The following is a 23,659-nucleotide window of genomic DNA, read 5'->3' as shown; positions in this document are numbered from 1 at the left end:
TTTTCGCCTCTCAGGTTAATACGGACGCAGCTCGCCCGGCGCCGTCCGGATCACGTCGCCCTTCAACCGCTGATCGATCGGCGCGTCGGGCGCATCCGGCGTGGCGGTGATCGGAGGGGCCGCGATGCGGTCCAGCGCCTCGATCGCGCCTTCCCACGGCAAGGCGCCCCGGTTGCGCACGCGGTCGTAATTCGCGGCCGGATCATAGACCTCCGCGCCCGGAGCCAGCACGGTGATGTCCAGCCGGCCCATGGCCAGAAGCAGGTTGGCCTGGGCCACGTACTCGTTGCGCCGCGCGGTGGCCAGGGCGACCTCGGCGTTGCGGAGCTCCAGCTCGCCGTTGAGCACGTCCAGGGTGGTGCGCAGGCCGACCTGCGCCTCCTGACGCACGCCTTCTGCCGCGACGGTGGCGGCGCGCACCGCCTCCTCGCCCGCCAGCACCGTGGCGCGTGCCGAGACCAGCTGGGCATAGGCGTTGGACACCGACTGCAAGACGCCGCGGCGTTCGCCCTCGATGGCGATCTGGGCGACGTTGGCCTGCTCCAGCGCCTGGGCGACGCGCGAGCCGTTCAGCCCGCCGGTGAAGATCGGCACCGACAGGGTCGCGCCGGCGCGGAACGAGGTCTCGTCCGCCAACTGGCCCAGGTCGCCCAGATCGTTGGTCGAGCCGCCGTAGGACGCGGTCGCGCGCACCGACGGCAAATATTCGGCGCGCGCCAGGGCGACGCGGCCCTCCGCAGCGGCCAGACCATAGACCGCGGAGCGGATGTCCGGATTCTCGTCAAGGGCCACGGCCAGGGCCGAGTCGAAGTCCGCCGGGACGCCGGGAAGCTGCGGCAGAGGGGTCAACGTGCCCGGCGCCTGACCGACCACGGCGGCGTAGGCGGCGCGGCTCACGGCGAGTTGGGCGCGGGCATTGGCCAGATCGGCCTGCGACTGGGCCAGTCGCGCCTCGGCCTGCGCAACGTCCGTTCGGGTGATCTCGCCGACCTCGAAGCGGGCGTTGGCTTCATCACGCTGGCGCTCCAGCACGGTCAGGTTCGACTCGCGGATGCGCAGGATCTCCTCGTCGCGCAGCACGTCGGCATAGACCTGGATCACCGAAGCCAGCACCTGTTGCTCGACTCCGCGAAGGTTCTCGCGGCCGGCCATGACGTTGGCCTCGGCGACCGAAATGCCCAGACCGATGCGGCCGCCCGACCACAGGGTCTGGGACAGGCCGATGCTGACGCTTCCTGAGGTCGAGTCGTTGTTGGACGCCGGCACGTTGATGGTGGTGTCCGGGATTCCGTCGCCGTCGGTGTCGATCTCGCGGGCGCCGCCCGCGCTGTCGGAGAAATTGTAGTTCGCGCTGGCCGAGACGTCGATCGACGGGCGCAGCCCCGCCCGCGCCTGGGGCACCGACTCGTCGAGGGCCCGCTGGCTGGCCCGCTGGCCCAGCACGGTGGGATTGGTGCGGTAGGCGAGGTCGGCTGCGCTCCCCAGCGTCTCCTGCGCGAAGGCGGGGGCGGCCAGACCGGCCGCGACGGCCAGGACGGCGGCGGAAACCAACGCTCGGGTGTGGTTCAGCATGTTCAGACCTTGAGACCCGCGCCGGGGGAGCGGCGCCGTATTGTGACCGAGGTAAGTGCGGAAACCCTCTGCCGCACGCCAGTTAAGTTTTATTCACGCGCGACGCGCCCCGATCCGTCGTCACAGCGCGAAGGCGGGGGCCGGTCGCAGGGCGTCCAGCACCGGCGGCGCCGCGTCGAACAGCTCGCGCCGCGAAATGCCTCCATGCTCGCCCCGCACGTACAGGACGGCCCGACCCACGGGTCCGGCGCGCTCCACGAACACGGCACGTCCGCCGGGCTGCAGCGCCCCCAGCCACGCGTGGGGCGCCGTCGGCACGCCGCCCTCGCTGACGATCAGGTCCCAGCCCTCGCCATGCGGTTCGGCCAGCGGCGCGACGACCGGAGTCACCCCCTGTTCTTCCAGGGCCGCGCCGACCACGTCGAACACCGCGGGATCCGCTTCCTGGGCCGTGACCGTCAGTCCCATCCGCGACAGCACGGCCGCGGCGTACGGGCCGGCGATCGCCAGCGCCCGTTCGCCCTCGCGCGGCACGGCGAACTGCAGCATCTTCGCGACCTCCCGGACCTCCATCAGGCTGCGGCCCGGGACGATCTCGACCTCGACCTCGGCGTAGGCCGAGAACTCGCGGCCCGGGGCGCAGAACTTCTCGCGCGGCACGGCCAGCAGAGCCGCCTGCAGCGCCCGGTCGGTGACGTCGTTGACGCGGACCTGGCTGTCCACCATCGCCTTGCGCGCCGCGGTCATGTCCATGTTTGTCACCAGCTGTTGATTTGCAGCGCGCTTATAGGCGAAGGCGCGCCCTTGGGGAACCGTCAATACGGTCACGGCGCGTTGATTTCAAAGTCGCGTTGCGGCGCGTCATCCGATCTGATAGCTGACGCCCCTCGCGATGACGCGGGCCCCCGAAAGGCCCCGCGGCCTGATGGCGGAGTGGTGACGCAGCGGACTGCAAATCCGCGTACCCGAGTTCGATTCTCGGTCAGGCCTCCATCGCGATCCTCAGATCACCACCACGGATCCGGACGCGCCGTGAACCCGGCGGCGCGTTCCAGCGCGTCGGCCACCTGGAAAACCGTCGCCTCGTCCAGCGCCTTGCCGATGACCTGCAGCCCCAGCGGCAGGCCGCCCGAATCCACGCCGGCGGGAACGGAGATTCCCGGCAGGCCCGCGAGATTGGCGGTCACCGTGAAGATGTCGTTCAGATACATCTGCAGCGGGTCGATCTGCTTGTCGCCCAAGGCGAAGGCCGCCGACGGCGTCGACGGCGTAAGGATCGCGTCCACCCGACCCCAGACGTCGTCGAAGTCCTGGGCGATGCGGCGGCGCACCTTCAGAGCGCGGACGTAATAGGCGTCGTAGAATCCGGCCGACAGGACATAGGCGCCGATGGTCAGGCGACGCTGGACCTCCTTGCCGAACCCCTCGGCCCGGCTGGTCTCGTACAGATCCGTCAGCGACTTCGCCTCGGCCGCGCGATGGCCGAAGCGCATGCCATCGTAGCGCGCCAGGTTCGACGACGCCTCGGCGGGAGCGATGATGTAATAGGCCGGAAGGGCGTATCTGGTGTGTGGCAGGCTGATCTCGACGATCTCGGCGCCGCCGTCCTTCAGCCACTGGACGCCCTGATCCCATAGCTTCTGGATCTCGGCCGGCATCCCGTCGACGACGTATTCCCTGGGCACGCCGATGCGCAGGCCTCTGACGCCCTTGTTCAGCGACTGCGTCCAGTCGGGCGTCTCGACGTCCAGACTGGTGGAATCCTTCGGATCGAACGAGCACATCGACCGCAGCAGGATCGCGGCATCCTCGACCGTCTTCGTGATCGGCCCGGCCTGATCCAGCGAACTGGCGAAGGCGACCATGCCGAAGCGGCTGGCCCGGCCGTAGGTCGGCTTGATGCCGACCGTCCCGGTGAAGGCCGCCGGCTGGCGGATCGACCCGCCCGTGTCCGACGCCGTCGCCGCCAGGCACAGGTCCCCCGCCACCGACGACGCGGAGCCGCCGGACGAGCCGCCGGGCGTGAGGTCGGCGTTGGACGTCTTCGACTTCCACGGATTGACCACGGGGCCGAAGGCGCTGGTCTCGTTGGACGAGCCCATGGCGAACTCGTCCATGTTCAGCTTGCCCAGCATCACCGCCCCGTCGCGCCACAGGTTGGCGGTGACGGTGGATTCATACGGCGGCACGAAGCCGCGCAGCATGTTGGAACCCGCCGTCGTCTGCACTCCGTCGGTGCAGAACAGGTCCTTGATCCCCAGCGGCGCGCCCTGCAGCGGCGCCGCCTCGCCGGCCTTCAGCCGTGCGTCGGCGGCGCGCGCCATGCCCAGCGCCTTGTCGGCGGTCACCTCGACGTAGGCGTTCAGCGTCGGGTTGGCCGCCTCGATGCGGCCAAGGAACGCCGTGGTGATCTCTTCCGAGGAAAACTTGCGCGCCTTCAGCCCGTCCAGCGCGGCCTTCAGCGTCAGGGTGGTCAGCTCGCTCATTCCACCACCTTCGGCACCACGAAGAATCCGTCCGCCGACTTCGGCGCGTTCGACAGCACGGCGTCGACCTTGGCGCCGTCGGTCACGACGTCATCGCGCAGGCGCAGCGGCTGGGCGACGTTTGACGTCATCGGCTCCACGCCCTCCACGTCGACCTCGTTAAGCTGCTCGATCCAGGCCAGGATGCCGTTCAGCTCGGCGGCCAGGGGCTCCAGCCGGTCCTCGGGCGTCTTGATCCGGGCGAGATGCGCGACCTTGCGCACCGTCGCGGCGTCGATGGCCATGCGGCCCTCCTGCACGTGCGGTGAAGGCGCGGGATTAGCCGCGCGATGGTCAAATCTCAAGGACGGTACGCGATCAGGAGGACCCAGTCCGCCTCGCGGCCCTCGATCCCGTGCCACGAAACGATCTCCAGCCCGCCCCGCTCGACGGCGTCGCGCATCTCTTCCTGACTTCGCCGCACCGGCTCGGAGATTCCGCCTTCAGCCCCCGCCCGCTCGTCTTCTGCCTCTCCTTCCTGAAAACTGATCAGCAGCACGCCGCCGCGACGAAGGGCGGCGGCCATGCGGGCGACGACCTCGTCGGTCCGGACGCGCGCGACGTGTTGAAGCACATACAGGCCGACGAGGCCGTCCCACGGCCCGCCCAGATCGTCGTCGAGCAGATCGAGCCGCTCGACGGTCTTTCCCCGCGACGTCTGAAACCCGATGAAGCCCTCCGACAGATCGGTGCGCCGCACCGTCACGCCGCGCGACTCCAGAAAATCGGCGTCCCAGCCGGGGCCGGACGCCACTTCCAGCACCCGCGCTCCTTCGCCGACCGCGTCGGCGAACCGCCTCAGGGCCTCCCGGGTCTCGGGATGGCCGTTCCGCGTGATCTCAGCATAGGTCCCGGCACAGGAGTCATAGGCCTCGACCGACCGGCGGCGGTCCTCGCTCACCTGGCCGGCGTGACCGTGACGGCCACCGGCGCCGCGCCGTCCGCGCCCGGCGCCCAGCCGACGATCAGACGACGGGTCGTGGAACCGATCTCGCTGGTTTCGGGATCCATGGTGCTCTCGTCGATCTCCAGCTCCACGCGGCCGGGTCCGGCCGACAACACCCGGTAGTCCAGAAAGTCGCCGATCCTGAAGACGCGCCAGCCCTCGGCCGGATCGATGAAGAAGGCGACGTAGGTGTAGAGGCCGTTCATCGCCGGATCGCCGCCGGCCGTGCCGAACATCTTGACCGTCAGCGCGCCCTGCCCCTCGACCGGCGTCAGTTCGACCACGGCCGCGGCCTGCTGCAGGTTCGGGTCCGCATCGGCCGACAGGGTCTGGGCCGGGCCGGTCGGCGTGAGCGGCCCGGTCGCCGGACGTTCAGGGGGCGTCTTGTCCTTCACGGGGCCGTCCTGCGTCGCGTCGCAGCCGGCCAGCATCAGCGTCGCCACGGCCGACATGATGATGGATCTCATGTGTCCCACCCCTCGGTTTCGCGGCAGCTTGCGCCTTGACTTGCGGCCGCGCCAGCCCCACCGCCGCAAGGTGATCGACCTGACCCTTGAGCAGCTCCGCGAGCAGACTCCCCCGAACACGCCGTGGTTCGGCCTGGACCTCGGCGAGAAGACCATCGGCGTGGCCACGTCCGATCCCGGTCGCGTGATCGCCAGTCCGCTGCAGCTGATCCGCAAGGCGAAGTTCACCGACGACGCCAACGCCCTGCTGAAACTGATGGACGCCCGCCAGGCCTCCGGTCTCGTGATCGGCCTGCCGCTGAACATGGACGGCAGCGAGGGCCCGCGGGCCCAGTCCTGCCGAGCCTTCGCCCGCAACCTCCAGCGCCTGCGCGCCGTGCCGGTCGCCTTTCAGGACGAGCGCCTGTCGACCAGCGCGGTGGAGCGCTTCCTGATCGAGGACCTCGACCTGAATCGCAAGCGTCGGGCGCAGGTGATCGACCGCACCGCCGCCGCCTGGATCCTGCAGGGCGCGCTGGACCGGCTGAGGGGCTGATGGGCGCCCTGCTCGCCGGGGTCCTGCCGGTCTTCGTCCTGATCGCCGTCGGCTACGGCCTGCGCAAATCGGACTTCCTGCCGGACGCGACGTGGCGGCCGATCGAAAAGCTGTCGATCAACCTCCTCTATCCCGGCTTCCTGATCCCCGCGATCTGGAGCGCCGACATCTCCGGCGGCGGCGCGGGCGCGGCCGGGTTGGCGGCGGTGACCTCGGTCCTCGTCATCGCCACGATCACCCTGCTGCTGAAGCCGCTGATCCGGCTGGAAGGCCCCGCCTACACCAGCGTCTTCCAGGGCGTGATCCGCTGGAACAGCTTCGTCTTCCTGCCGGTGATCCAGTCGGTCTACGGGCCCGACGGCCTGGCGCTGGCCGCCGTCGTCATCGGCGCGATGATCCCGGTGACCAACATCCTGTGCGTCGTCGTGCTGGAGCGCTGGGGCGCCGACCGCAAGCCGATGTCGCCGCTGACGCTGGCGCGCGCGATCCTGACCAACCCCATCCTGGTCGCCTGCCTGATCGGACTGGCCTTGAACATGGCGGGCGTGCCGCGCCTGCCCGGTCTGTCCGACACGCTGGAGTTGCTGGGCGCAGCCGCCCTGCCGCTGGGCCTGATCGTGGCCGGCGCCGGCCTCAGCTTCGCCGAGGTGGCGCGGCGCAAGATCACGATCGCCGCGGTGACCTTCGTCAAGCTGGGGATCACTCCGCCGCTGATGTGGGGGCTGTGCGTCCTCTACGGCGGCGACGCGACGGCCCAGGGCATAGCCCTGATGTGCGGCGCGGCCCCCGGCGCGGCGGCCAGCTACATGCTCGCGCGGCAGATGGGCGGCGACGCCCCCCTGATGGCCGGAGTCGTCGCCCTGACCACGGTCGCCGCCGCCGCCGTCATCCCGATCCTGCTGGTGCTGTTCCATCTGGCCTGAGTCTGGCCTATGACGCGGCTTTGATGACCGAAGCCGCCGTCCCCGACGCGATCGCAGAGCGGCTGACGCCGTTTCCGACCGACCATTTCCTGTCGGCGACCGACCTCAATCCTCCAGCCGCCCACGCGCTGCTGGACCTCGCGGACGCCTTCGCCGAGCACAATCGTCAGACCTCATCGCGCCCGCTGGACCTGATGGCGGGGCGCACGGTGGTGAACCTGTTCTTCGAGAACTCGACCCGGACCTCCTCCTCCTTCGAGATCGCGGCCAAGCGCCTGGGCGCCGACGTCGTCACCATGCCGGTTCAGGCCTCTTCGGTGGCCAAGGGCGAGACCCTGATCGACACGGCGGTGACCCTGAACGCCATGGCGCCGGAGATTCTCGTCGTGCGCCACGGCGCGTCCGGCGCGGCGCATCTGTTGTCGCAGAAGGTCGGCTGCGCCGTCGTCAACGCCGGCGACGGCCGTCATCAGCACCCGACCCAGGCCCTGCTGGACGCCCTGACCATCCGCCGCACCTTCGGCGACGTGGGCGGCCTGACCGTCGCCATCTGCGGCGACGTGGCCCACAGCCGCGTGGCGCGGTCCAACATCGCGCTTCTGTCCATGCTGGGCGCCCGCGTTCGCCTCGTGGGGCCGCCGACCCTGATCCCCTCCGCCGCCGCCCGGTGGGGTTGCGAGGTCTTCCACCACATGCGCGAGGGCCTGGCCGGCGCCGACGTCGTCATGATGCTGCGCCTGCAGCTGGAGCGGATGGAGGGCGCCCTGATCCCCTCGACCCGGGAATATTTCCGCTTCTGGGGCCTGGATCGCGAGAAGCTGGCCTGGGCCGCGCCGGGGGCCAAGGTCATGCACCCCGGGCCGATGAACCGGGGGGTCGAGATCGATTCCGACGTCGCCGACGATCTGACCGTCTCCCTGATCCAGCAGCAGGTCGAGATGGGGGTGGCCGCGCGCATGGCGGTGCTGGCCGCCCTGACCGAGCGCCGTCATGGAGGTGGCCGATGACCGCCTTCGCCGTCGTCAACGCCCGCCTGCTGGACCCGGCGTCGGGCCTGGACGCGACGGGCGCCCTGCTGGTCGAGGACAGCCGCATCGTCGACGTGGCCGCCGGCGGCTCCGCGCCCTCCGGCGTCGAGATCGTCGAGGCCGAAGGGCTGTGCCTGGCGCCCGGACTGATCGACGTGCGCGTCAAGACCGGCGAGCCCGGCGCCGAGCCCAAGGAGACGCTGAAGTCGGCGAGCCTCGCGGCCGCGGCCGGAGGCGTCACGACCATCGTCGTCCAGCCCGACGTCGACCCGGCGGTCGACGATCCGGCAATGGTGGACTTCATCCACCGGCGCGGGGCGGCCCTCGATCTCGTCCGGGTCCTTGCGGCCGGAGCTCTGACCCGGGGCTGCTCGGGCGAACGCATGGCCGAGATCGGGCTGATGGACGAAGCCGGCGCCGCATACTTCACCGACGGCGACCACACGATCGTCAACAGCCGCGCCCTTCAGCGCGTCATGACCTATGCCGCCGCCTTCGACGCGCTCGTCGCGGTTCGTCCCGTGGAGCCATGGCTGAACGACGGCGCGGTGGCCACGGCGGGAGACGCCGCGGCGTGGGCGGGCCTCGCCGCCGCTCCGGCCCTGGCGGAGCGGATCCAGCTGCATCGCGACCTCACGCTGGCCGAGCTCACCGGCGTCCGGATTCTGGTCGATCTGATCTCGACGGAGGCGGCGCTGGACTCGCTGGACCGGGCACGTGCACGCGGCCTGCAGGTCGCCGCCAGCGTCTCGATCAATCATCTCTGTTTCAACGATCTCGACGCCGGCGACTGGCGCACGTTCTACCGGCTCGATCCCCCGCTGCGGGCAGAGAGCGACCGGCTGGCGATGATCGAGGGCGTGCGCGACGGAAGGATCGAGGTCATCACCTCGGCCCACACGCCGGCGCCTGCGGAAGACAAGCGCCGCCCCTTCGCCCAGGCCGCGCCCGGCGCCGTCGGGTTGGAGACCCTGCTCGCGGCGGCGCTGACGCTTCACCACGAGCACGAGCTGACCTTGCTGGAGGTTCTGCGCCCCCTGACGCTCGGCCCCGCAGAGCTGCTGGGACTGGACGGAGGCCGATTGACGGCCGGCGCGCCCGCCGATTTCGTGCTGTTCGACCCGAACGCGCCGGTGGTGATCGACGCCGACGCCCTGCGCTCCAAATCCCGCAACTCGCCCTTCGACGGTCGGCGACTGCAGGGCAAGGTCGCCGCGACCTGGGTCGGCGGTCGGAGGATCTTCGGCTAGCCGATCCTGACGCCCGTCATCGAGATGGATCCGCCCTCGATCACGTCGTTGAAGAACTCCACCGCGTCGTCCCTTCGACGCTGCGCGGCCACATAGAGCAGCGGCAGAAAGTGCTCGTCGGTCGGCACGCTCAACTGCGCCTCCTCGGCGAGGTCGATCCAGTTCGTCAGGGCTTCGACGTCGTCGCGCAGAAGGGCTGCCTTCACCGCCTCGTTGAACGACGCAGCCCACGGATAGGCGTCGCCGCCGTCGCGCTTCCAGGTCCGCAGATTGTGGACGAAATCGCCCGAACCCGCGATCGCCACGCCTTCGTCACGCAGGACCGTGAGCCGGCGCGCGGTCTCGACGTGGCCCGCCGCGTCCAGACCACGGTCCAGAGACAGCTGCACGACCGGCACGTCGGCTTCCGGCCAGACGTGGGCCAGGACGGACCATGTTCCGTGATCGAGGCCCCACTCCTTGACCGGCGTCGCGCCCGTGAGGGCTGCGACGCGCTCCGCCAGCGCCGGAGAGCCGGGCGCCGGATACCGGTAGGCATGAAGCTCGGCCGGGAACCCGCGGAAGTCGTGGATCGTCTCCGGATCCGCCTGCGCCGTCACGCGCAACCCTTCGGTCTCCCAGTGGGCGGAGATCATGACGACGCCCTTCGGCTTGCCGATCTCCCGGCCCAGCCTGCCCCACGCGTCGGCGTGGGGCCCGCCCAGGGCGTTGATCGGGGAGCCGTGGCCGAAGAAGACCGCGGGCTGGCTCACGCCCTGCCCTTCTCCAGCTTCGCCGCCGTCTCCGCGACGTAGCGGCCCTGCCAACGCGCGCCTTCCAGCTCATTGTCGGACGGAAAACGCGAGCCGTCGCCGCCGGTGATGGTGGTGGCGCCGTAGGGGCTGCCGCCGGTGATCTCGTCCATGCGCGACTGACCCTGCCAGGCATACGGAAGGCCGGCGATCAGCATGCCGTGGTGCAGCAGGGTCTGGATCAGGCCGATCAGGGTCGTCTCCTGTCCACCGTGCTGGGTCGCGGTGGAAGTGAAGGCCGAGCCGACCTTGCCGACCAGCGCGCCCTTGGCCCACAGCGGACCGGTCTGGTCGAGGAAATTGCGCATCTGGCTGGCCGCCGTGCCGTACCGCGTGCCCGCGCCGACGATCACGGCGTCATAGTCGGCCAATTCTTCCGGCTTCGCGATCGGGGCCGCCTGATCCAGCTTGTAGCCGCTCTTCTTCGCCAGCTCCTCGGGCACCAGTTCCGGCGCCCGCCTGACGTCCACGGTCGCGCCCTCGACCGACCGCGCCCCTTCGGCCACGGCCTCTGCCATCCGCTCGGTGTGGCCATAGGTGGAGTGATAGAGAACCAGGATCTTCGGCATAGTCGCCCTCCGTCTGCGCTGGTGACGCACATTCGTCACCGTAATGGTTACGGAAATGGCGAACAGATCCGGGCCTTCAAGCCCCGTGCGTCAAAAAGGACAGACCCGGTCATAGAAGGCTCGGTCGGCCGGCACGGTTCCACCCTCTTCAAGGCGATAGCGGTGCTCCACCACCATTGCCTGTTGCTCGATGTTCAGCCCATCCCAGACGCAGTCGGGCACGGGGACGTAGGCATAGGCCTGGGGCCCGTCTCCGGCCCTCAGCTTGGCGAACAGCAGGTTGGTCCCCGCCTGTGCCTGCCAGACGTGCACCAGCTCGTGGACGAACGTCGCCCGCACGGACAGCGGGCTCGCGCTCAGATCGTGAGACAGCGTCGCGCGCGGCCAGCAGATCCAGTCGACCCCGAACCAGCGTCCGGGCACGAATGCGCGGGGAAACGGCGTCGCCAGCACGCGCACCCGCGCCACGTCCAGCGCCGTGCCGAACACCCGCGCGGCCAGGGCCGCTTCGCCCTCAGTCAACCGGGTGAGAATAGGCCTCGGTCTCGGGTGTGGGTCCGGTCCATTCCCAGTGCCAGGGTTCGAAGACATAGGGCACGAATCCAAATCGGTGGGCGTTCTGCACCAGCCAGCGATAGGTCGCCCCCCGGCTCATGTACTGGCGGCTGACCGGACTGGTCGAGTCGACGCCCAGACCCTCGACGTGGCCGACGTACAGATCGACCGCCGTGCCGGTGCGGTGCGGCGAGCAGACCGCGCGCCTTTGACCATCGCAGTTGCCTTCCGCCGCGCAACGCGCGGCGTCGGCCGCCGGGTCCCGCCAGCCCGAGAAGATCTGCAGCAGCTCGGGATCGGCCGCGATCTCCGGCACCTCGCGCCGCGCCGCCGCCCGCATGGCGCGATAGGCGTGCAGCACGTCATAGCGCAGCAGCCGCGTGATCCGGTCCGCGTGCTCCTCGTCCAGTTGAAGGTAGCCCAGATCCCGCTGCGACGCGGCCTCCGGACACTCCTCTCCGCGCACACGGGCCATGATGAAGGGTCGCCGCTCCTGCCAGATGCCGCGAAACACCTGGAAGGTCGCGCCGTCGAACTGTCCGGTGACCGTCAGGTCGTGCCGCTCCTGGAAACGCGCCAATGCCTCGGCGAAAGCCGGCGTGCCGGGGCCGCACGGCGTGGACAGCTCGCGCTGGATCAGGGGCAGATAGGTCTCCCAGCCGTATTCCACCGTGCCGAACGGCGACCAGGTCATGCCCCAAAGCGAGTTGCCGTTGGTTTCCGCCGAGCCGCCCCACATGCCGGGGTGAGAGGCGGCGCAGACGTCGTCCTGCGCCCGCGCGGCGCCGGCCGTCGCCAGGCCGGCCGTCGCGGCAAGAAGGAGCAGGGTCCGCCTCATGGCCGCAGAAGGCCCGACTCCCCCGTCCGCATCAAGTGCGCGCTCCCGTCGCGGCGAAAAGGCTGGCAAGGTTTCGGCGGCCGACTCGCGGCCCGGAGCCCTCCATGACGACCGCCGCCCCGCGCCGCTCCAACGCGACGCTCGCCGCCTTCGCCGCCTCGTGCCTGCCGTATGCGTCACTGGGCCTGCCGGTCTACGTCACCCTGCCCGAGTTCTACGCCAGCCACGTCGGCGTGCCGCTGGCCGCCGTCAGCCTGATCTTCCTGATCGTCCGCCTCGCCGACATCGTGGTGGACCCCTTCCTCGGCATGGTCATCGACCGCACTTCGACGAAGTGGGGCCGCTATCGGGTCTGGATGGCGATCGGCGCGCCCATCCTGATGATCTCGGTCGCCATGCTGTTCTTCGTCGGCCGGGGCGCCGACGCGACCCACCTCGCGGTCTGGCTGGTCGTCATGTACCTCGGCTACTCGATCAGCCTGCTCAGCCAGATGAGCTGGGCCGCCGTCCTGTCGCCCGACTATGACCAGCGGTCGCGCATCTACGGCTGGTGGCAGGTGGCCAACATCGTCGGCGTGCTGGCGGTGCTGCTGATCCCCGTCGTGGCGCAGGAGATGCTGGGCAAGTCCTACGTCGAAGCCGTGCGCATGCAGGGCGGCTTCATCGTGGGCCTGCTGCCGATCGCCCTTCTCGTCACCTTCCTGTTCACGCCCGAGCCCCGCAACGTCGCCCCGCCGCCCCACGGGGGCGTGGGCGCGACGCTGAAGCTGATCCTCAAGCCCGTCCTGCGTCGCTTGCTGCTGTCCGACCTGCTGCTGGGCGCCGCGCGCGGGCTGATCGGCGTGCTGTTCTTCTACTTCTTCGAGCAGGCGCGCGGGTTCGAGCGCGACCAGACCTCGATCCTGCTGCTGGTCTATTTCGTCGCCGGTCTGGTCGGGGCGCCCCTCTGGGCCTGGCTGGCCACGCGCGTGGGCAAGCACCGGGCGCTCGCGGTCGGCAGCGTCTATTTCGCCGCCAGCTTCGCCGCCGCCACACTGCTGGTGCCGGCCGGAGACTTTCCCTCCGCGCTGGCCGCCATCTTCGGCACGGGACTGGCCTTCGGCGCGGCCGACCTGCTCCTGCGCGCCATGATGGCCGACGCGTCGGACGCCGTGCGGCTGGACGACGGCGCCGACCGGACGGGCCTGCTGTTCTCCATCCTGAACGCCACGTCCAAGCTGGGCTATGCGTTTTCGGTCGGCGCCTTCGCCGTGCTGGAATGGATCGGCTTCGATCCCGCGCCGGGCGCGGTGAACGAACCCGGCGTGATCCTGGGCCTGCAATGGCTGTTCATCGCCGCGCCGGTCGTCCTGTTGCTGGTCTCGGCGCTGGTGCTGCGCATCTATCCGCTGACGCCGGAAGCCCACGCCGAGGTCCGCGCCAAACTGGCCGCCCGCGACGGGGAAGCCGCATGACCGCCCCGATCGAGCGCCTGAAATCGATCATGGTCCGCCTGCGCGACCCCGTCGGCGGCTGCCCGTGGGACGTGGAGCAGACCTTCGCCACCATCGCGCCCTACACGCTGGAAGAGGCCTATGAGGTCGCCGACGCCATCGACCGCGGCGACTTCGACGACCTGCGCTCCGAGCTCGGCGATCTGCTGTTCCAGGTGATCTTCCACGCCCGCATGGCGGAAGAGAAAGGTCTTTTCGCCTTCGACGACGTCGCCGCCGCCATCGCCGACAAGCTGGAGCGCCGCCATCCCCACGTCTTTGGGGAGGAGGCCGCCCGCCCCGACGGCGCCTCGCAGAAGCTGCGATGGGAGGACATCAAGGCCGCCGAGCGCGCCGAGAAAGCCCAGCACGGCGTGCTGGACGACGTCCCCGTCGGCCTGCCCGCCCTGCACCGCGCCGCCAAGCTGACCAAGCGCGCCGCCCGCGTCGGCTTCGACTGGCCGTCCACCGACGAGGTGTTCGCCAAGCTGGAGGAGGAGATCGCCGAACTGAAGGCCGAGATCGCCGCCGGCGACGCGCGCAAGGCCGCCGAAGAAATGGGCGACCTCCTCTTCGTCGTCGCCAACTTGGCCCGCAAACTGGGCGTCGAACCCGAGGACGCCCTCCGCGGCGCCAACGCCAAGTTCGTCCGCCGCTTCCACTTCATCGAGGCGGAGCTGGCCAAAGGCGGACGCACCCCGGACCAGAGCGATCTGGCCGAGATGGACGCGCTGTGGGATGCGGCGAAGGCGGCGGAGCGCCGTTGACGTCTCCTCCCCGTTCCGCAGGAATGGGGAGGGGCACCGCGAAGCGGTGGAGGGGACTCTTGGCCACGCGGCAACTGGTCGAACGCGCCCGCAAGATGCGTCGCGCCCTCACGCCACCGGAAGCGCGCCTCTGGAGTGCGGTGCGGCGGGGCCAGATCGAAGGACTGAAGTTCCGTCGCCAGCCTCCTGTCGGCTTCCACATCCTCGACTTCTACTGCGCCGAGACGAAGCTGGCCGTTGAAATGGATGGACAAGGCCACGACCGCCCGGATCAGATGCGACACGACGCCGAGCGCACCCTATGGCTCACCGGTCAGAGCATTCGCGTAATCCGGATCGCGGCCGAGGACGTTCGCACCGAACTCGATGGGGTGGGCGCGTTCATCACGCAGGTCGCGGCCGAACGGAGCTCGCGGTAGGCGCCCCTCCACCGCTTCGCGGTCCGCCTCCCCACCGTTCCGATGGGGAGGAGACGGGTCAGCCGAACGCCCGCTCCCACCGCCCCAGCGCCGCGGGGTGCAGCCGCACCGTGACCCGCGTCCGCCCCTCGGCGTCCGTCTCGCGCCCCGTCACGCGGCCGTTCTCGTACAGCCAGGCCAGCGCCTCGCCCTGCGAGGGTTCCAGCGTCAGCTCCATCTCCGGCTCGTCGTCGATGCGGTCGGCGATCGCCCGACGCAAGGCCTCGATCCCCTCGCCGGTCCAGGCCGAGACCGGCACGGCCCCACCCTCGCCCGCCCGCGCGGCCTGCCCCTCGGCCAGCTCGCGCGCCTCGGGCGTCAGCAGGTCGATCTTGTTCCAGACCTCCAGCACGCGCCGCGCCTTGCCCTCGACCGGCGGGATCTGCTTCAGCACCGCCTCGACGTCCTTGGCCTGCGCCTCGGTGTCCTCCGACGCTATGTCCCGCACATGCAGGATCAGGTCGGCCTCGCCCACCTCCTCCAGCGTCGCGCGGAAGCTGTCGACCAGTTCGTGCGGCAGGTCGGAGATGAAGCCCACGGTGTCGGCGATGATCGCCGGCCGCCCCTGCGGCAGCTTCAGCGTCCGCTGGGTCGTGTCCAGCGTGGCGAACAGCAGATCCTTGGCCAGCACCTCGGACCCCGTCAGCCGGTTGAACAACGTCGACTTGCCGGCATTGGTGTAGCCGACCAGCGCCACGGTCGGATGCGGGGCCTTGGCCCGCTGCTTCCGCTGCAGGCCGCGCGTGCGCCGCACCTCCTCCAACTCGCCCTTCAGCTTGACGATGCGGTCGGCGATCAGTCGGCGGTCGATCTCGATCTGGGTCTCGCCGGGGCCGCCGGTCGACCCGGTGCCGCCGCGCTGACGCTCCAGATGGGTCCAGGTCCGCACCAGCCTCGAGCGCTCGTACTCCAGCCGCGCCAGCTCGACCTGCAGCTTGCCTTCCCGCGTCCGCGCGCGGCGGCCGAAGATTTCCAGGATCAGCCCGGTGCGGTCGATGACCTTGGCGTCCCAGGCCTTTTCAAGATTGCGCTGCTGCACAGGGCTCAGCTGGTCGTCGACCACCACGGCCTCGGCCTCGGCCGCCCGCACCAGCGCCGCCAGCTCCTCGACCTTGCCCGATCCGAACAGGGTCGCAGGCACGGGCTTGCGCACGCGCACGATCTCCTGGGCGCGGACGTCCAGGTCCAGCGCGCGGGCCAGACCTGTGGCCTCCTCCAGACGTTCGGCCGCCGCCCGGTCCGCGCCCTCGCGCCGGTCGGGATGGACGACGACGGCCCGGATCAGCGGGACGGCATGATCGATGTGTTTGGACAATCAGTCTTCTTCGGCGTCGGGCTCGTACAGCTGCACGGGCGCCGACGGCATGATGGTCGAGATGGCGTGCTTGTAGACCAACTGGGACTGGCCGTCCCGGCGCAGCAGCACGCAGAAATTGTCGAACCAGGTCACGATGCCCTGCAGCTTGACCCCGTTGACCAGGAAGATGGTCAGGGGCGTCTTGGTCTTGCGGACCGCGTTCAGGAAGGTGTCCTGCAGGTTCTGGCGTTTGTCTTGCGACATGGCGGGTTGGCCCCTGTTCTTGTTGTTTCCGTCCGGTCGGGCGGTGCGGCACCCTAGCGGTCGATGACGCGCCGGAGCAACGGCTAGATGGCCTCTTCGCGCGCCCGTTCAAGATACAGTTTGCGCAGCCGCCTCGTGATCTCGCCCGGCTTGCCGTCGCCGATCTTCGCGCCGTCGACCGAGATCACCGGCATCACCCAGGCGCTGGCGGCGGTGTAGAAGGCCTCCTTCGCCCTCTTCGCCTCCTCGACGGTGAAGGCCCGTTCGTCGAAGGTGATCCCCGTCTCGCGCACGAGTTCCAGCAGCGCCGCGCGGGTGCAGCCGCGCAGGATGTTGGCCTGAACGTCGCGGGTCCGAAGGACGCCATGCTCGTCCACGATCCACGCGTTGGTCGATCCGCCCTCGGTGACCAGACCCATCTCGTCGACCATCCACGCCTCGGCCGCGCCCGCCTCGCGCGCCGCCTGCTTGGCCAGCACGTTCGGCAGCAGACCCACCGTCTTGATGTCGCATCGGCCCCACCGGATGTCCGGCTGGGTGATCACCGCCACGCCCTTCCTGGCCGAGGCTTCGGCCTTGCGCATGTCCATCGGCCGGGCGGTCACCACCACGCTGGGCGCCGTCTCCTCGCCCGGAAAGACATGGTCGCGCCGCGCCGTGCCCCGCGTCACCTGGATGTAGACCAGGCCGTCACGCACCCGGTTGCGTCGCACCGTCTCGCGCAGCACCTGCGTCAGCGCCTCGCGCGTCATCGGGATTCGGATCCTCAATTCGTCGAGGCTGCGATGGAGCCGGGTCATGTGCGCGTCGAAGTCGGCGAGCCGGCCCTCGAATACCGACCACACCTCATAGACGCCGTCGGCGAACTGGTAGCCCCGATCCTCCACATGGACCACGGCGTCCCGATGCGGACGATAGACGCCGTTGACGTAGGCGACTCGCGACATCAGCCCTCGCCCTCCCCGCCCGTCCCGTCCAGATCCTCGTCCCCGCCGCGAGAGGGCGAGACCCCCAGCGACTTCAGCTTCCGGTGCAGCGCCGACCGCTCCATCCCGATGAATCCGGCGGTGCGGCTGATGTTGCCTCCGAAGCGCATGATCTGCGCCGACAGATACTCGCGCTCGAACACCTCACGCGCCTCGCGCAGCGGCAGGGCGATGATCCTGTCGGCCCCCAGGCCGCCGCCGCCCGACGACGTCGACGCCTCCTGCGGCAGCATGTCCGCCGTGATCGGCTCGTCCGCCTCGCCGGAGGCAAGGATCAGCAGCCGCTCCACGTTGTTGCGCAGCTGCCGCACGTTCCCCGGCCACGGGTGAACCTGCATCACCGCCACCGCGTCGTCGGCGATGCGACGACGCGTCAGGCCCTGGGCGGCGCAGATCGACTCCACGAAATGCTCGACCAGTTCGGCGATGTCCTCGCGACGCTCGGACAGCGGCGGCACCCGCACCGGCACCACGTTCAGGCGGTGGAACAGATCCTCGCGGAACCGGCCCTGCTCGATCTCCACCTTCAGATCGCGGCTGCTGGACGACACGACGCGGACGTCGACCTGCACGTCCTGTTCGCCCCCGACGCGGCGGAATCGCTGCTCGACCAGCACGCGCAGGATGCGGCTCTGGCTCTCGCGCGGCATGTCCGCGACCTCGTCCAGATACAGGGTGCCGCCATGGGCGCGCTCGAACACGCCCACCTTGTGCGGGCGGCCCTGGTCGCCCTCCTCGCCGAACAGTTCGACGTCCAGCCGCTCCGGCGTCATCCCGGCGGCCGAAATGGCCACGAACTCGCAGCGCGCGCGAGGGCTGGCGTCGTGAATCTGGCGGGCCACCAGCTCCTTGCCCGATCCCGGAGGGCCCGAGATCAGCACCCGGCTGTTGGCGGGCGCCACCTTGGCGATGGTCGCGCGCAGCGTCTGGGCCGCCGCCGACTTGCCGATCAGCCCCGGCGGGGCCATCACCTGCGTCCGCAGCCGCCTGTTCTCGCGCTTCAGCGCCGCCGCCTCCAGCGCCCGCTGGATCACGACCACCAGACGGTCTGACTTGAACGGCTTCTCGATGAAGTCGTAGGCGCCGCGCTTCAGCGCGCTGACGGCCGTTTCGATGTTGCCGTGGCCGGAGATCATGACGACCGGCAGGTCCTCGTCGACGCCCTTGATGACGTCCAGCAGTTCCAGCCCGTCGAGGCCGCCGCCCTGCATCCAGATGTCCAGCAGGGCCAGCGAAGGCCGCCGCGCGCGGATGGCGGCGATCGCCTCGTCGGAGTTGGACGCCACGCGCACGGCGTGGCCCTCGTCTTCCAGCAGGCCGGACACCAGTTCCCGGATGTCCGCCTCGTCGTCCACGACCAGAATGTCAGCGCCTGTGGGTCGCATCTCGCCTCGCTAGCTCGCCGTCGCGTTTGCAGTCGCAGGGGTCCGGGTCACGCCCGGCTTCAAGGGAAACACCAGGGTCATCCGCGCCCCGCGCAGGGTCTCGGCGTCGCCCAGCTTCAGCTCGCCGCCATGGTCCTCGCAGATGCGCCGCACGATCGCGAGGCCCAGGCCGGTGCCCTTCTCGCGCGTCGTCACATAGGGTTCGGTCAGCCGGTCCCGGTCCTTCTCGGGCAGCCCGATGCCGTCGTCCTCGACGATGAAGCACGCCTGATGGTCCTCGACCGTCAGCCGCGCGACGATGGCCGTAGCCTCGGGATCGCCGGGGCCCTCGACGGCGCGCCGCGCCAGCACGGACTCCCCGGCGTTCTTCAGGATGTTGGTCAGGGCCTGGCCGACCATGCGGCCGTCCCAGTGGGCGACGACCTTCGCCGGCGGCTTCGGCATCTCCACCGCCACGTCCGGATGCGCCACCCGCTGGGCGAACACCGCCTCGCGCAGCAGTTCGGCCGGATTCGCGGCCGTGAAGCGCGGGGTGGGCATGCGGGCGAAGGACGAGAACTCGTCGACCATCCGGCCGATGTCGCCGACCTGCCGGATGATCGTCTCGGTGCAGCGGTCGAAGGTCTCGACGTCGTCCTCCACCCGGCTGCGGTAACGACGGCGCAGGCGCTCGGCGGACAGCTGGATCGGCGTCAGCGGGTTCTTGATCTCGTGAGCGATGCGGCGCGCCACGTCCCGCCACGCGGCGTTTCGCTGCGCGGTGACCAGCCGGGTGATGTCGTCGAAGGTCAGCACCATCTCGCCGCCCAGACCGCCCTCGATCCGCACGCGCAGCCGTCGCGTCTCGCCCTCGCGCGTGACGTCGACGTCCTCCTCGATGTGCGCCTCGCCCCGCTTGAGCAGGTCGCTCAGTTCTGGCGACACCTCGGCCAGGGTCATGCCGATCAGCTCGGTCTCGGCGATGCCGAGCAGCAAAACCGCGCTTTCGTTCACCGCGGAGATCCGCCCCTTGCGGTCAAGGCCGATCACCCCCGCCGACACGCCGGACAGCACCGTCTCGATGAACCGGCTGCGCCCAACCGCCTCTTCGCTGGCGGCCAGCAGGGCCGTCTGCTGCGCCTGAAGGTCCCCCGTCATGCGATTGAAGGCGTTCGACAGCGCGGCCAGATCGTCGACGTCCGACGGCTCGTCGACGCGCGCCGACAGGTCGCCGGCCGCCACCTGGTCCGCGGCTGAGATCAGCCGCCCGATCGGCGCCGAAATGGCGCTGGCGGCGGCCATGCCCAGTCCGACCGCCCCCACCAGCACCAGAAGCGCCGTCTCCAGATAGCTCAGCGCGAACGCCCACTGGAGGCGCTCGCGGCTCTGCTCGGCCTGGCGGTAGGCGACGATCGACTGCTCGCTGTTGCGCATCTGGGAGATCAGGCCCGGCTGCAGCGGCCGGACGGCATAGAGGTAGGCGTCGCCATAGCCCGTCAGCGGATACAGGGCGCGGACCGCGTCGGGCCCCTCGGTGACCCCGCTCGGCGCCTCCTCTCCGGCGGCGGCCAGCTCCAGATCCGCGGGCGGAGGAACGCGGTAGGGCGGCGCCCCGGGCAGTTCACCGCGGGCCAGGACCTGCCCCTCGCCGTCGATGATGTAGAGGGCGGGATAACCGAAGATTCCCGCGGTCTGCGCCAGCAGGGTCGAGAACCAGATCCGGTTCTCCCGGAAGCCGGAAGTCGCCTCGGGAGCCGTGAGCTCGTTGGCCATGGTCGACAGGTCCGCTTCCAGCGTCCCGCCGACATCCTGCAGATAGGCCCGGGCGATGTCGGCGCCGTTCTCGACGGCGTCGCTCACGTTCTTGCTGAACCACTGGTCGACCCCGCGGCTGACCAGCACGCCGAAGACCAGGGCGATGACGACGGCCGGCGCCACCGCGACCAGCGAGAACAGGGTGACGAACCGCAGGTGCAGCCGCGCCCCGGCACGCGATCGGTCCCGCACCAGCGCCAGCACCTGGCGCGCCACCACGATCGCAAGGGTCCCGATGATCAGCAGATTGCCGATCAGCGCCGCCAGCACGATCTGACTGGTGAAGTTCCGGTCCGCCTCCACGCCCGGGGCCGACGGGGCGGTCGCCACCACCCAGATGGCGCCCCCGACGATCAGGAAGGCGACGACGTAGGCCAGGGCGAACAGGGGGCGGCCGCTCATGCCCGAGAGCAGCGGAAGCAGGGGCGCCCGCGCGGTCAGCGCGGGGCTCGGGGCGTCCTGCGGGGTCGTCGACGAGCTCATGCGGACAGGCACTCTCCCCGAGCTGTTGCGCAAAATCAACAGGTCAGTTGCCGAACCGCGTCACTTCAGCCGCCAAAGTATGGCCAACTCCTCCTCAACCTCTTCCGGCCGTTCCAGGCGGCAAAGCCTCGCCTTGGCCGTACGTCGGTCCCCCGGATCCGCCGGCCAGGGCGCCTGTTCGACGTACCAGCCGAGATGCTTGCGGAACATGCGCAGCCCCAACACTTCGCCGTAGAACTCCAGCACTGCGCGGAAATGCTCCACCACCAGAGCATGCCGCTGCGCCGCTCCCGGCTCCGCCCCGGCCGTGCGCCCGTCCAGGGCCGCCTGCATGTCGGCCGCCAGCCACGGGCGTCCGTACACCCCCCGCCCCAGCATCACCGCGTCCGCGCCGGATCGGTCCAGCGCTTCCCGAGCGTGGCCCGCCGACGTCACGTCGCCGTTGACGATGACGGGCACGTCCACTGCGGCCTTGACCTCGGCCACCGCATCCCAGTCGGCCGTCCCGGTGTAGAACTGGCACCGCGTGCGCCCATGCACGGTGACGGCCTTGACGCCCACGTCGCGCGCCCGCGCCGCGATCGTCGGCGCGTTCCGGTCGCGATCGTCCCAGCCCAGACGCATCTTCACCGTCACCGGCCGCGACGTCGCCTTCACGACGGAGTCGATGATCCGCACCGCGAGTTCAGGATGCCGCATCAGCGCCGAACCGGCCGCCGCGCCGGTGACCTCCTTGGCCGGACAGCCGAAATTCAGATCGATCAGGTCGGCGCCCGCCTGTTCGGCCATGCGCGCCCCCTCGCCCATGCTGGTCGGGTCGCGTCCCACCAGCTGGATCACCGTCAGCGGCAAGCCTTCGCCCACGGCGGCGCGCCGCACCACGTCCGGCCGACCGCGCGCGAGCTCGGTCGAGGCCACCATCTCCGTCGCCACGTAGGGCGCGCCCAGCCGGCTGGCCAGCCGCCGGAACGGCAGGTCGGTGATGCCGGTCATGGGCGCCATCAGCACCCGGCCGGGCACCGTCACGTCGCCGATCTGAAGGGTCTGGGTCGTCACGCGGCGCCTCATACGGCGCCCGGAGGATTCAGAACACCCGCACCGCCGCCCGGACCGCCAGAACGACCAGCACCCCGCTCGCCGCCATGAACAGCGCCCACCGCAGCAGGATGACGTTGACCAGCGCCTGCACCAGGCTGTGCGCGATCCTCAGCCCGACGTAGGTCCACGCCAGCCAGAGGTTCAGTCCGCCGCCAGACCCCGCCACCGCCAGCGCGAGCGCCGTCGCGTAGAAGATCGTCGGCTGCTCCATCAGGTGGTTGTAGTTGTCGGCCTTCCACCGCACCCGCGGCGGCAGCGACTGGGTCAGCGCTCCCGTCGGCGCCTCGGGATCCAGCTTGATCCGCGCCTTCCGCATCGCCGGGATGCGCGTGACGTAAAGCCACGCCCACATCACCAGCGACCAGAGCACCAGCGTCATCACCGGCGCGAGAATGGTCTGCGTCATGGAATGCCCTCTCCCTCAAGGGGATGCTGCGCCCGCGACGCGCCGCGCGCAACGCCCCTCGCCAGCCGGCCCGCGCCTGACTAGAAGCCCAGCCATGACCTTCTCCGCCATCGTCGTCGCCGCCGGGACCGGAAGCCGCGCGGGCGGCGCCAAACAATGGCGTCTGCTGGGCGGGATGCCCGTGCTGCGCCGCTCGGTCGCCGCGCTCAGGGACGCGGGCGCGGATCCGGTCGTCGTCTGCATTCCCGCCGACGCGCGCCAGGAGGCGGATCGCGCCCTCGCCGGTCTCGCCGGCTGGATCGCCGTGGCCGGAGGCGCCGATCGCGCCCGCTCGGTCCGGGCCGGTCTGGCGGCACTTTCCGACCAGCCGGCCGACCGGGCGGTCCTCGTCCACGACGCCGCGCGGCCGCTGCTCCCCCGAGCGGTGATCGACGCCCTGCTGGACGCCCTCGCGACGGCGGACGCCGCCGCCCCGGTCCTGCCGGTCGCCGACAGCCTGCGCCGCGACGATCAGGGCCGCGTCGGCGAGACCGTCACGCGCGACGGCTTGCTGCGCGTCCAGACCCCGCAGGCGGCCCGGGTCGGCGCCCTCACCGCCGCCCTGGACGCCTGGCCGGACGCAGTCTCGCCGACGGACGAGAGCGAAGCCCTGCGCCGCGCCGGCCTGACCGTGGCCCAGGTCCCCGGCGACGCGCGCCTGATGAAGCTGACCCATCCTGAGGATTTCGCCATGGCGGAAGCCCTTCTCGCGTCGACGGAACGTCGAATCACCCGCGTCGGCCACGGCTACGACGTGCATCGCTGGGGACCCGGCGGCGCGGTCTGGCTGTGCGGCGTCGAGATCCCGCACGACAGGAGCCTGATCGGGCATTCCGACGCCGACGCCGGCCTGCACGCCCTGACCGACGCCATTCTGGGCGCTCTGGCCGAAGGCGACATCGGCGACCACTTTCCGCCCTCCGATCCGCGCTGGAAGGGCGCGGCGTCCGACGCGTTCCTCGCCCACGCCCGCGACCTGGCCGCGGCGCGCGGCGGCCGCATCGTGCATGCGGACGTCACCCTGATCTGCGAGCGGCCGAAGGTGAAGCCGCACCGTCAGGCCATGCGCGACCGCATCGCGACGATTCTGGAACTCCCGCTCCACGCCGTCAGCGTGAAGGCGACGACGACCGAAGGGCTCGGTTTCACCGGCCGCGACGAAGGCCTGGCGGCGATGGCGACGGCGACGCTGGATCTGCCGGAGTGAGGAC

Annotated in this window: 25 protein-coding genes and 1 tRNA gene; 9 read left to right on the top strand and 17 right to left on the bottom strand. The window is 70.4% G+C overall.

Features of this window, described 5'->3' with window-relative positions:
- Positions 1–15 precede the first annotated feature (15 nt).
- Positions 16–1,572 carry a TolC family outer membrane protein gene (locus tag EFJ44_RS10150; RefSeq protein ID WP_125257104.1) on the bottom strand — a complete coding sequence of 519 codons (1,557 nt, stop codon included), beginning with the start codon at positions 1,570–1,572 and terminating at the stop codon, positions 16–18.
- A gap of 120 nt (positions 1,573–1,692) precedes the next feature.
- Entirely contained in the window at positions 1,693–2,325 is a 633-nt protein-coding gene (locus tag EFJ44_RS10145; RefSeq protein WP_125257103.1) for a protein-L-isoaspartate O-methyltransferase family protein, read from the bottom strand.
- Between the two features lie 166 nt (positions 2,326–2,491).
- Between EFJ44_RS10145 and EFJ44_RS10140 the strand changes: the two genes are divergently transcribed.
- A tRNA-Cys gene (locus EFJ44_RS10140) sits at positions 2,492–2,565 on the top strand.
- 14 nt (positions 2,566–2,579) lie between these two features.
- On the opposite strand, the gene gatA is transcribed toward EFJ44_RS10140, so the two are convergent.
- Genes gatA through EFJ44_RS10120 form a run of 4 tightly spaced genes read right to left on the bottom strand, consistent with a single transcriptional unit; the run spans position 2,580 to position 5,510 of the window.
- The gene (gene gatA / locus EFJ44_RS10135; protein WP_125257102.1) at positions 2,580–4,058 is read right to left on the bottom strand and encodes an Asp-tRNA(Asn)/Glu-tRNA(Gln) amidotransferase subunit GatA; all 1,479 of its coding nucleotides are present in this window, start codon (positions 4,056–4,058) and stop codon (positions 2,580–2,582) included.
- On the bottom strand, positions 4,055–4,342 hold the full coding sequence (gene gatC / locus EFJ44_RS10130; RefSeq protein ID WP_125257101.1) for an Asp-tRNA(Asn)/Glu-tRNA(Gln) amidotransferase subunit GatC: 288 nt from the start codon (positions 4,340–4,342) through the stop codon (positions 4,055–4,057). Before gatC ends, gatA begins: the two co-directional genes overlap by 4 nt.
- A gap of 56 nt (positions 4,343–4,398) precedes the next feature.
- The gene (locus EFJ44_RS10125; RefSeq protein WP_125257100.1) at positions 4,399–4,998 is read right to left on the bottom strand and encodes a class I SAM-dependent methyltransferase; all 600 of its coding nucleotides are present in this window, start codon (positions 4,996–4,998) and stop codon (positions 4,399–4,401) included.
- Entirely contained in the window at positions 4,995–5,510 is a 516-nt protein-coding gene (locus EFJ44_RS10120; RefSeq protein ID WP_125257099.1) for a hypothetical protein, read from the bottom strand. Before EFJ44_RS10120 ends, EFJ44_RS10125 begins: the two co-directional genes overlap by 4 nt.
- Positions 5,511–5,580: 70 nt before the next feature.
- Here EFJ44_RS10120 and ruvX point away from each other — a divergent pair, with 70 nt between their 5' ends.
- From ruvX to pyrC, 4 genes are read left to right on the top strand one after another with little or no spacing between them, the layout of a single operon-like run.
- Positions 5,581–6,045 (top strand): Holliday junction resolvase RuvX, encoded by a 465-nt coding sequence (gene ruvX, locus EFJ44_RS10115; protein ID WP_241209792.1) that lies wholly within the window; start codon positions 5,581–5,583, stop codon positions 6,043–6,045.
- Positions 6,045–6,968: an AEC family transporter gene (locus EFJ44_RS10110; protein ID WP_125257097.1), complete on the top strand. Its 924-nt coding sequence runs from the start codon at positions 6,045–6,047 to the stop codon at positions 6,966–6,968. Before ruvX ends, EFJ44_RS10110 begins: the two co-directional genes overlap by 1 nt.
- Before the next feature lie 23 nt (positions 6,969–6,991).
- Positions 6,992–7,975: an aspartate carbamoyltransferase catalytic subunit gene (locus tag EFJ44_RS10105; RefSeq protein WP_125257096.1), complete on the top strand. Its 984-nt coding sequence runs from the start codon at positions 6,992–6,994 to the stop codon at positions 7,973–7,975.
- Positions 7,972–9,246 carry a dihydroorotase gene (gene pyrC / locus EFJ44_RS10100; RefSeq protein WP_125257095.1) on the top strand — a complete coding sequence of 425 codons (1,275 nt, stop codon included), beginning with the start codon at positions 7,972–7,974 and terminating at the stop codon, positions 9,244–9,246. Before EFJ44_RS10105 ends, pyrC begins: the two co-directional genes overlap by 4 nt.
- Here the strand turns inward: pyrC and ygiD are convergent.
- The 4 genes from ygiD to EFJ44_RS10080 form a co-directional block, all read right to left on the bottom strand.
- Positions 9,243–9,998: a 4,5-DOPA-extradiol-dioxygenase gene (gene ygiD, locus EFJ44_RS10095; protein ID WP_125257094.1), complete on the bottom strand. Its 756-nt coding sequence runs from the start codon at positions 9,996–9,998 to the stop codon at positions 9,243–9,245. The genes pyrC and ygiD overlap by 4 nt on opposite strands.
- Positions 9,995–10,606 (bottom strand): NAD(P)H:quinone oxidoreductase, encoded by a 612-nt coding sequence (gene wrbA / locus EFJ44_RS10090; protein WP_125257093.1) that lies wholly within the window; start codon positions 10,604–10,606, stop codon positions 9,995–9,997. Before wrbA ends, ygiD begins: the two co-directional genes overlap by 4 nt.
- Positions 10,607–10,696: 90 nt before the next feature.
- Positions 10,697–11,128, bottom strand: coding sequence for a hypothetical protein (locus tag EFJ44_RS10085; RefSeq protein WP_241209752.1), 432 nt, complete (start codon positions 11,126–11,128; stop codon positions 10,697–10,699).
- Positions 11,121–11,999 carry a M15 family metallopeptidase gene (locus tag EFJ44_RS10080; protein ID WP_125257092.1) on the bottom strand — a complete coding sequence of 293 codons (879 nt, stop codon included), beginning with the start codon at positions 11,997–11,999 and terminating at the stop codon, positions 11,121–11,123. The genes EFJ44_RS10085 and EFJ44_RS10080 overlap by 8 nt, the downstream gene beginning before the upstream one ends.
- A gap of 104 nt (positions 12,000–12,103) precedes the next feature.
- Here EFJ44_RS10080 and EFJ44_RS10075 point away from each other — a divergent pair, with 104 nt between their 5' ends.
- From EFJ44_RS10075 to EFJ44_RS10065, 3 genes are read left to right on the top strand one after another with little or no spacing between them, the layout of a single operon-like run.
- Positions 12,104–13,453 carry an MFS transporter gene (locus tag EFJ44_RS10075; RefSeq protein WP_125257091.1) on the top strand — a complete coding sequence of 450 codons (1,350 nt, stop codon included), beginning with the start codon at positions 12,104–12,106 and terminating at the stop codon, positions 13,451–13,453.
- Positions 13,450–14,238, top strand: a complete 789-nt coding sequence (gene mazG / locus EFJ44_RS10070) for a nucleoside triphosphate pyrophosphohydrolase (protein WP_125257090.1) — start codon at positions 13,450–13,452, stop codon at positions 14,236–14,238. Before EFJ44_RS10075 ends, mazG begins: the two co-directional genes overlap by 4 nt.
- A gap of 59 nt (positions 14,239–14,297) precedes the next feature.
- On the top strand, positions 14,298–14,657 hold the full coding sequence (locus tag EFJ44_RS10065) for an endonuclease domain-containing protein (protein ID WP_241209751.1): 360 nt from the start codon (positions 14,298–14,300) through the stop codon (positions 14,655–14,657).
- 58 nt (positions 14,658–14,715) lie between these two features.
- Here EFJ44_RS10065 and hflX read toward each other — a convergent pair whose 3' ends face one another.
- The 7 genes from hflX to EFJ44_RS10030 all read right to left on the bottom strand — a co-directional run bounded on the left by hflX (position 14,716) and on the right by EFJ44_RS10030 (position 22,409).
- On the bottom strand, positions 14,716–16,011 hold the full coding sequence (hflX, locus tag EFJ44_RS10060; protein WP_125257088.1) for a GTPase HflX: 1,296 nt from the start codon (positions 16,009–16,011) through the stop codon (positions 14,716–14,718).
- Positions 16,012–16,257 (bottom strand): RNA chaperone Hfq, encoded by a 246-nt coding sequence (gene hfq, locus EFJ44_RS10055; protein WP_125257087.1) that lies wholly within the window; start codon positions 16,255–16,257, stop codon positions 16,012–16,014.
- 83 nt (positions 16,258–16,340) lie between these two features.
- Complete coding sequence (locus tag EFJ44_RS10050) at positions 16,341–17,204, bottom strand: D-amino-acid transaminase (protein WP_125257086.1); 864 nt, start codon at positions 17,202–17,204, stop codon at positions 16,341–16,343.
- Positions 17,204–18,628, bottom strand: coding sequence for a nitrogen assimilation response regulator NtrX (gene ntrX / locus EFJ44_RS10045; RefSeq protein ID WP_125257085.1), 1,425 nt, complete (start codon positions 18,626–18,628; stop codon positions 17,204–17,206). The genes EFJ44_RS10050 and ntrX overlap by 1 nt, the downstream gene beginning before the upstream one ends.
- Before the next feature lie 9 nt (positions 18,629–18,637).
- The gene (locus EFJ44_RS10040; protein ID WP_125257084.1) at positions 18,638–20,905 is read right to left on the bottom strand and encodes a sensor histidine kinase NtrY-like; all 2,268 of its coding nucleotides are present in this window, start codon (positions 20,903–20,905) and stop codon (positions 18,638–18,640) included.
- Between the two features lie 60 nt (positions 20,906–20,965).
- A complete protein-coding gene (gene dusB / locus EFJ44_RS10035; RefSeq protein ID WP_125257083.1) occupies positions 20,966–21,973 on the bottom strand; it encodes a tRNA dihydrouridine synthase DusB in 1,008 nt (335 codons plus the stop codon).
- 16 nt (positions 21,974–21,989) lie between these two features.
- Positions 21,990–22,409 carry an MAPEG family protein gene (locus EFJ44_RS10030; protein ID WP_125257082.1) on the bottom strand — a complete coding sequence of 140 codons (420 nt, stop codon included), beginning with the start codon at positions 22,407–22,409 and terminating at the stop codon, positions 21,990–21,992.
- Positions 22,410–22,503: 94 nt separating this feature from the next.
- Between EFJ44_RS10030 and EFJ44_RS10025 the strand changes: the two genes are divergently transcribed.
- Entirely contained in the window at positions 22,504–23,655 is a 1,152-nt protein-coding gene (locus EFJ44_RS10025; protein WP_125257081.1) for a bifunctional 2-C-methyl-D-erythritol 4-phosphate cytidylyltransferase/2-C-methyl-D-erythritol 2,4-cyclodiphosphate synthase, read from the top strand.
- Positions 23,656–23,659 lie beyond the last annotated feature (4 nt).

It is taken from the genome of Brevundimonas fluminis (genome assembly GCF_003934285.1).
Lineage (GTDB): Bacteria > Pseudomonadota > Alphaproteobacteria > Caulobacterales > Caulobacteraceae > Brevundimonas > Brevundimonas fluminis.
The sequence above is the reverse complement of the archived record's forward strand: the minus strand, read 5'-3'. Positions and strand labels throughout refer to the sequence as shown.

Coding starts and splice junctions, on each gene's coding strand:
- ntrX (WP_125257085.1), bottom strand. CDS start 18,628: ATGCGACCCACAGGCGCTGACATTCTGGTCGTGGACGACGAGGCGGAC.
- hfq (WP_125257087.1), bottom strand. CDS start 16,257: ATGTCGCAAGACAAACGCCAGAACCTGCAGGACACCTTCCTGAACGCG.
- EFJ44_RS10050 (WP_125257086.1), bottom strand. CDS start 17,204: ATGTCGCGAGTCGCCTACGTCAACGGCGTCTATCGTCCGCATCGGGAC.
- EFJ44_RS10025 (WP_125257081.1), top strand. CDS start 22,504: ATGACCTTCTCCGCCATCGTCGTCGCCGCCGGGACCGGAAGCCGCGCG.
- wrbA (WP_125257093.1), bottom strand. CDS start 10,606: ATGCCGAAGATCCTGGTTCTCTATCACTCCACCTATGGCCACACCGAG.
- gatA (WP_125257102.1), bottom strand. CDS start 4,058: ATGAGCGAGCTGACCACCCTGACGCTGAAGGCCGCGCTGGACGGGCTG.
- EFJ44_RS10040 (WP_125257084.1), bottom strand. CDS start 20,905: ATGAGCTCGTCGACGACCCCGCAGGACGCCCCGAGCCCCGCGCTGACC.
- EFJ44_RS10105 (WP_125257096.1), top strand. CDS start 6,992: ATGACCGAAGCCGCCGTCCCCGACGCGATCGCAGAGCGGCTGACGCCG.
- EFJ44_RS10120 (WP_125257099.1), bottom strand. CDS start 5,510: ATGAGATCCATCATCATGTCGGCCGTGGCGACGCTGATGCTGGCCGGC.
- EFJ44_RS10150 (WP_125257104.1), bottom strand. CDS start 1,572: ATGCTGAACCACACCCGAGCGTTGGTTTCCGCCGCCGTCCTGGCCGTC.
- EFJ44_RS10145 (WP_125257103.1), bottom strand. CDS start 2,325: ATGGACATGACCGCGGCGCGCAAGGCGATGGTGGACAGCCAGGTCCGC.
- EFJ44_RS10080 (WP_125257092.1), bottom strand. CDS start 11,999: ATGAGGCGGACCCTGCTCCTTCTTGCCGCGACGGCCGGCCTGGCGACG.
- gatC (WP_125257101.1), bottom strand. CDS start 4,342: ATGGCCATCGACGCCGCGACGGTGCGCAAGGTCGCGCATCTCGCCCGG.
- EFJ44_RS10030 (WP_125257082.1), bottom strand. CDS start 22,409: ATGACGCAGACCATTCTCGCGCCGGTGATGACGCTGGTGCTCTGGTCG.
- mazG (WP_125257090.1), top strand. CDS start 13,450: ATGACCGCCCCGATCGAGCGCCTGAAATCGATCATGGTCCGCCTGCGC.
- EFJ44_RS10075 (WP_125257091.1), top strand. CDS start 12,104: ATGACGACCGCCGCCCCGCGCCGCTCCAACGCGACGCTCGCCGCCTTC.
- EFJ44_RS10110 (WP_125257097.1), top strand. CDS start 6,045: ATGGGCGCCCTGCTCGCCGGGGTCCTGCCGGTCTTCGTCCTGATCGCC.
- pyrC (WP_125257095.1), top strand. CDS start 7,972: ATGACCGCCTTCGCCGTCGTCAACGCCCGCCTGCTGGACCCGGCGTCG.
- dusB (WP_125257083.1), bottom strand. CDS start 21,973: ATGAGGCGCCGCGTGACGACCCAGACCCTTCAGATCGGCGACGTGACG.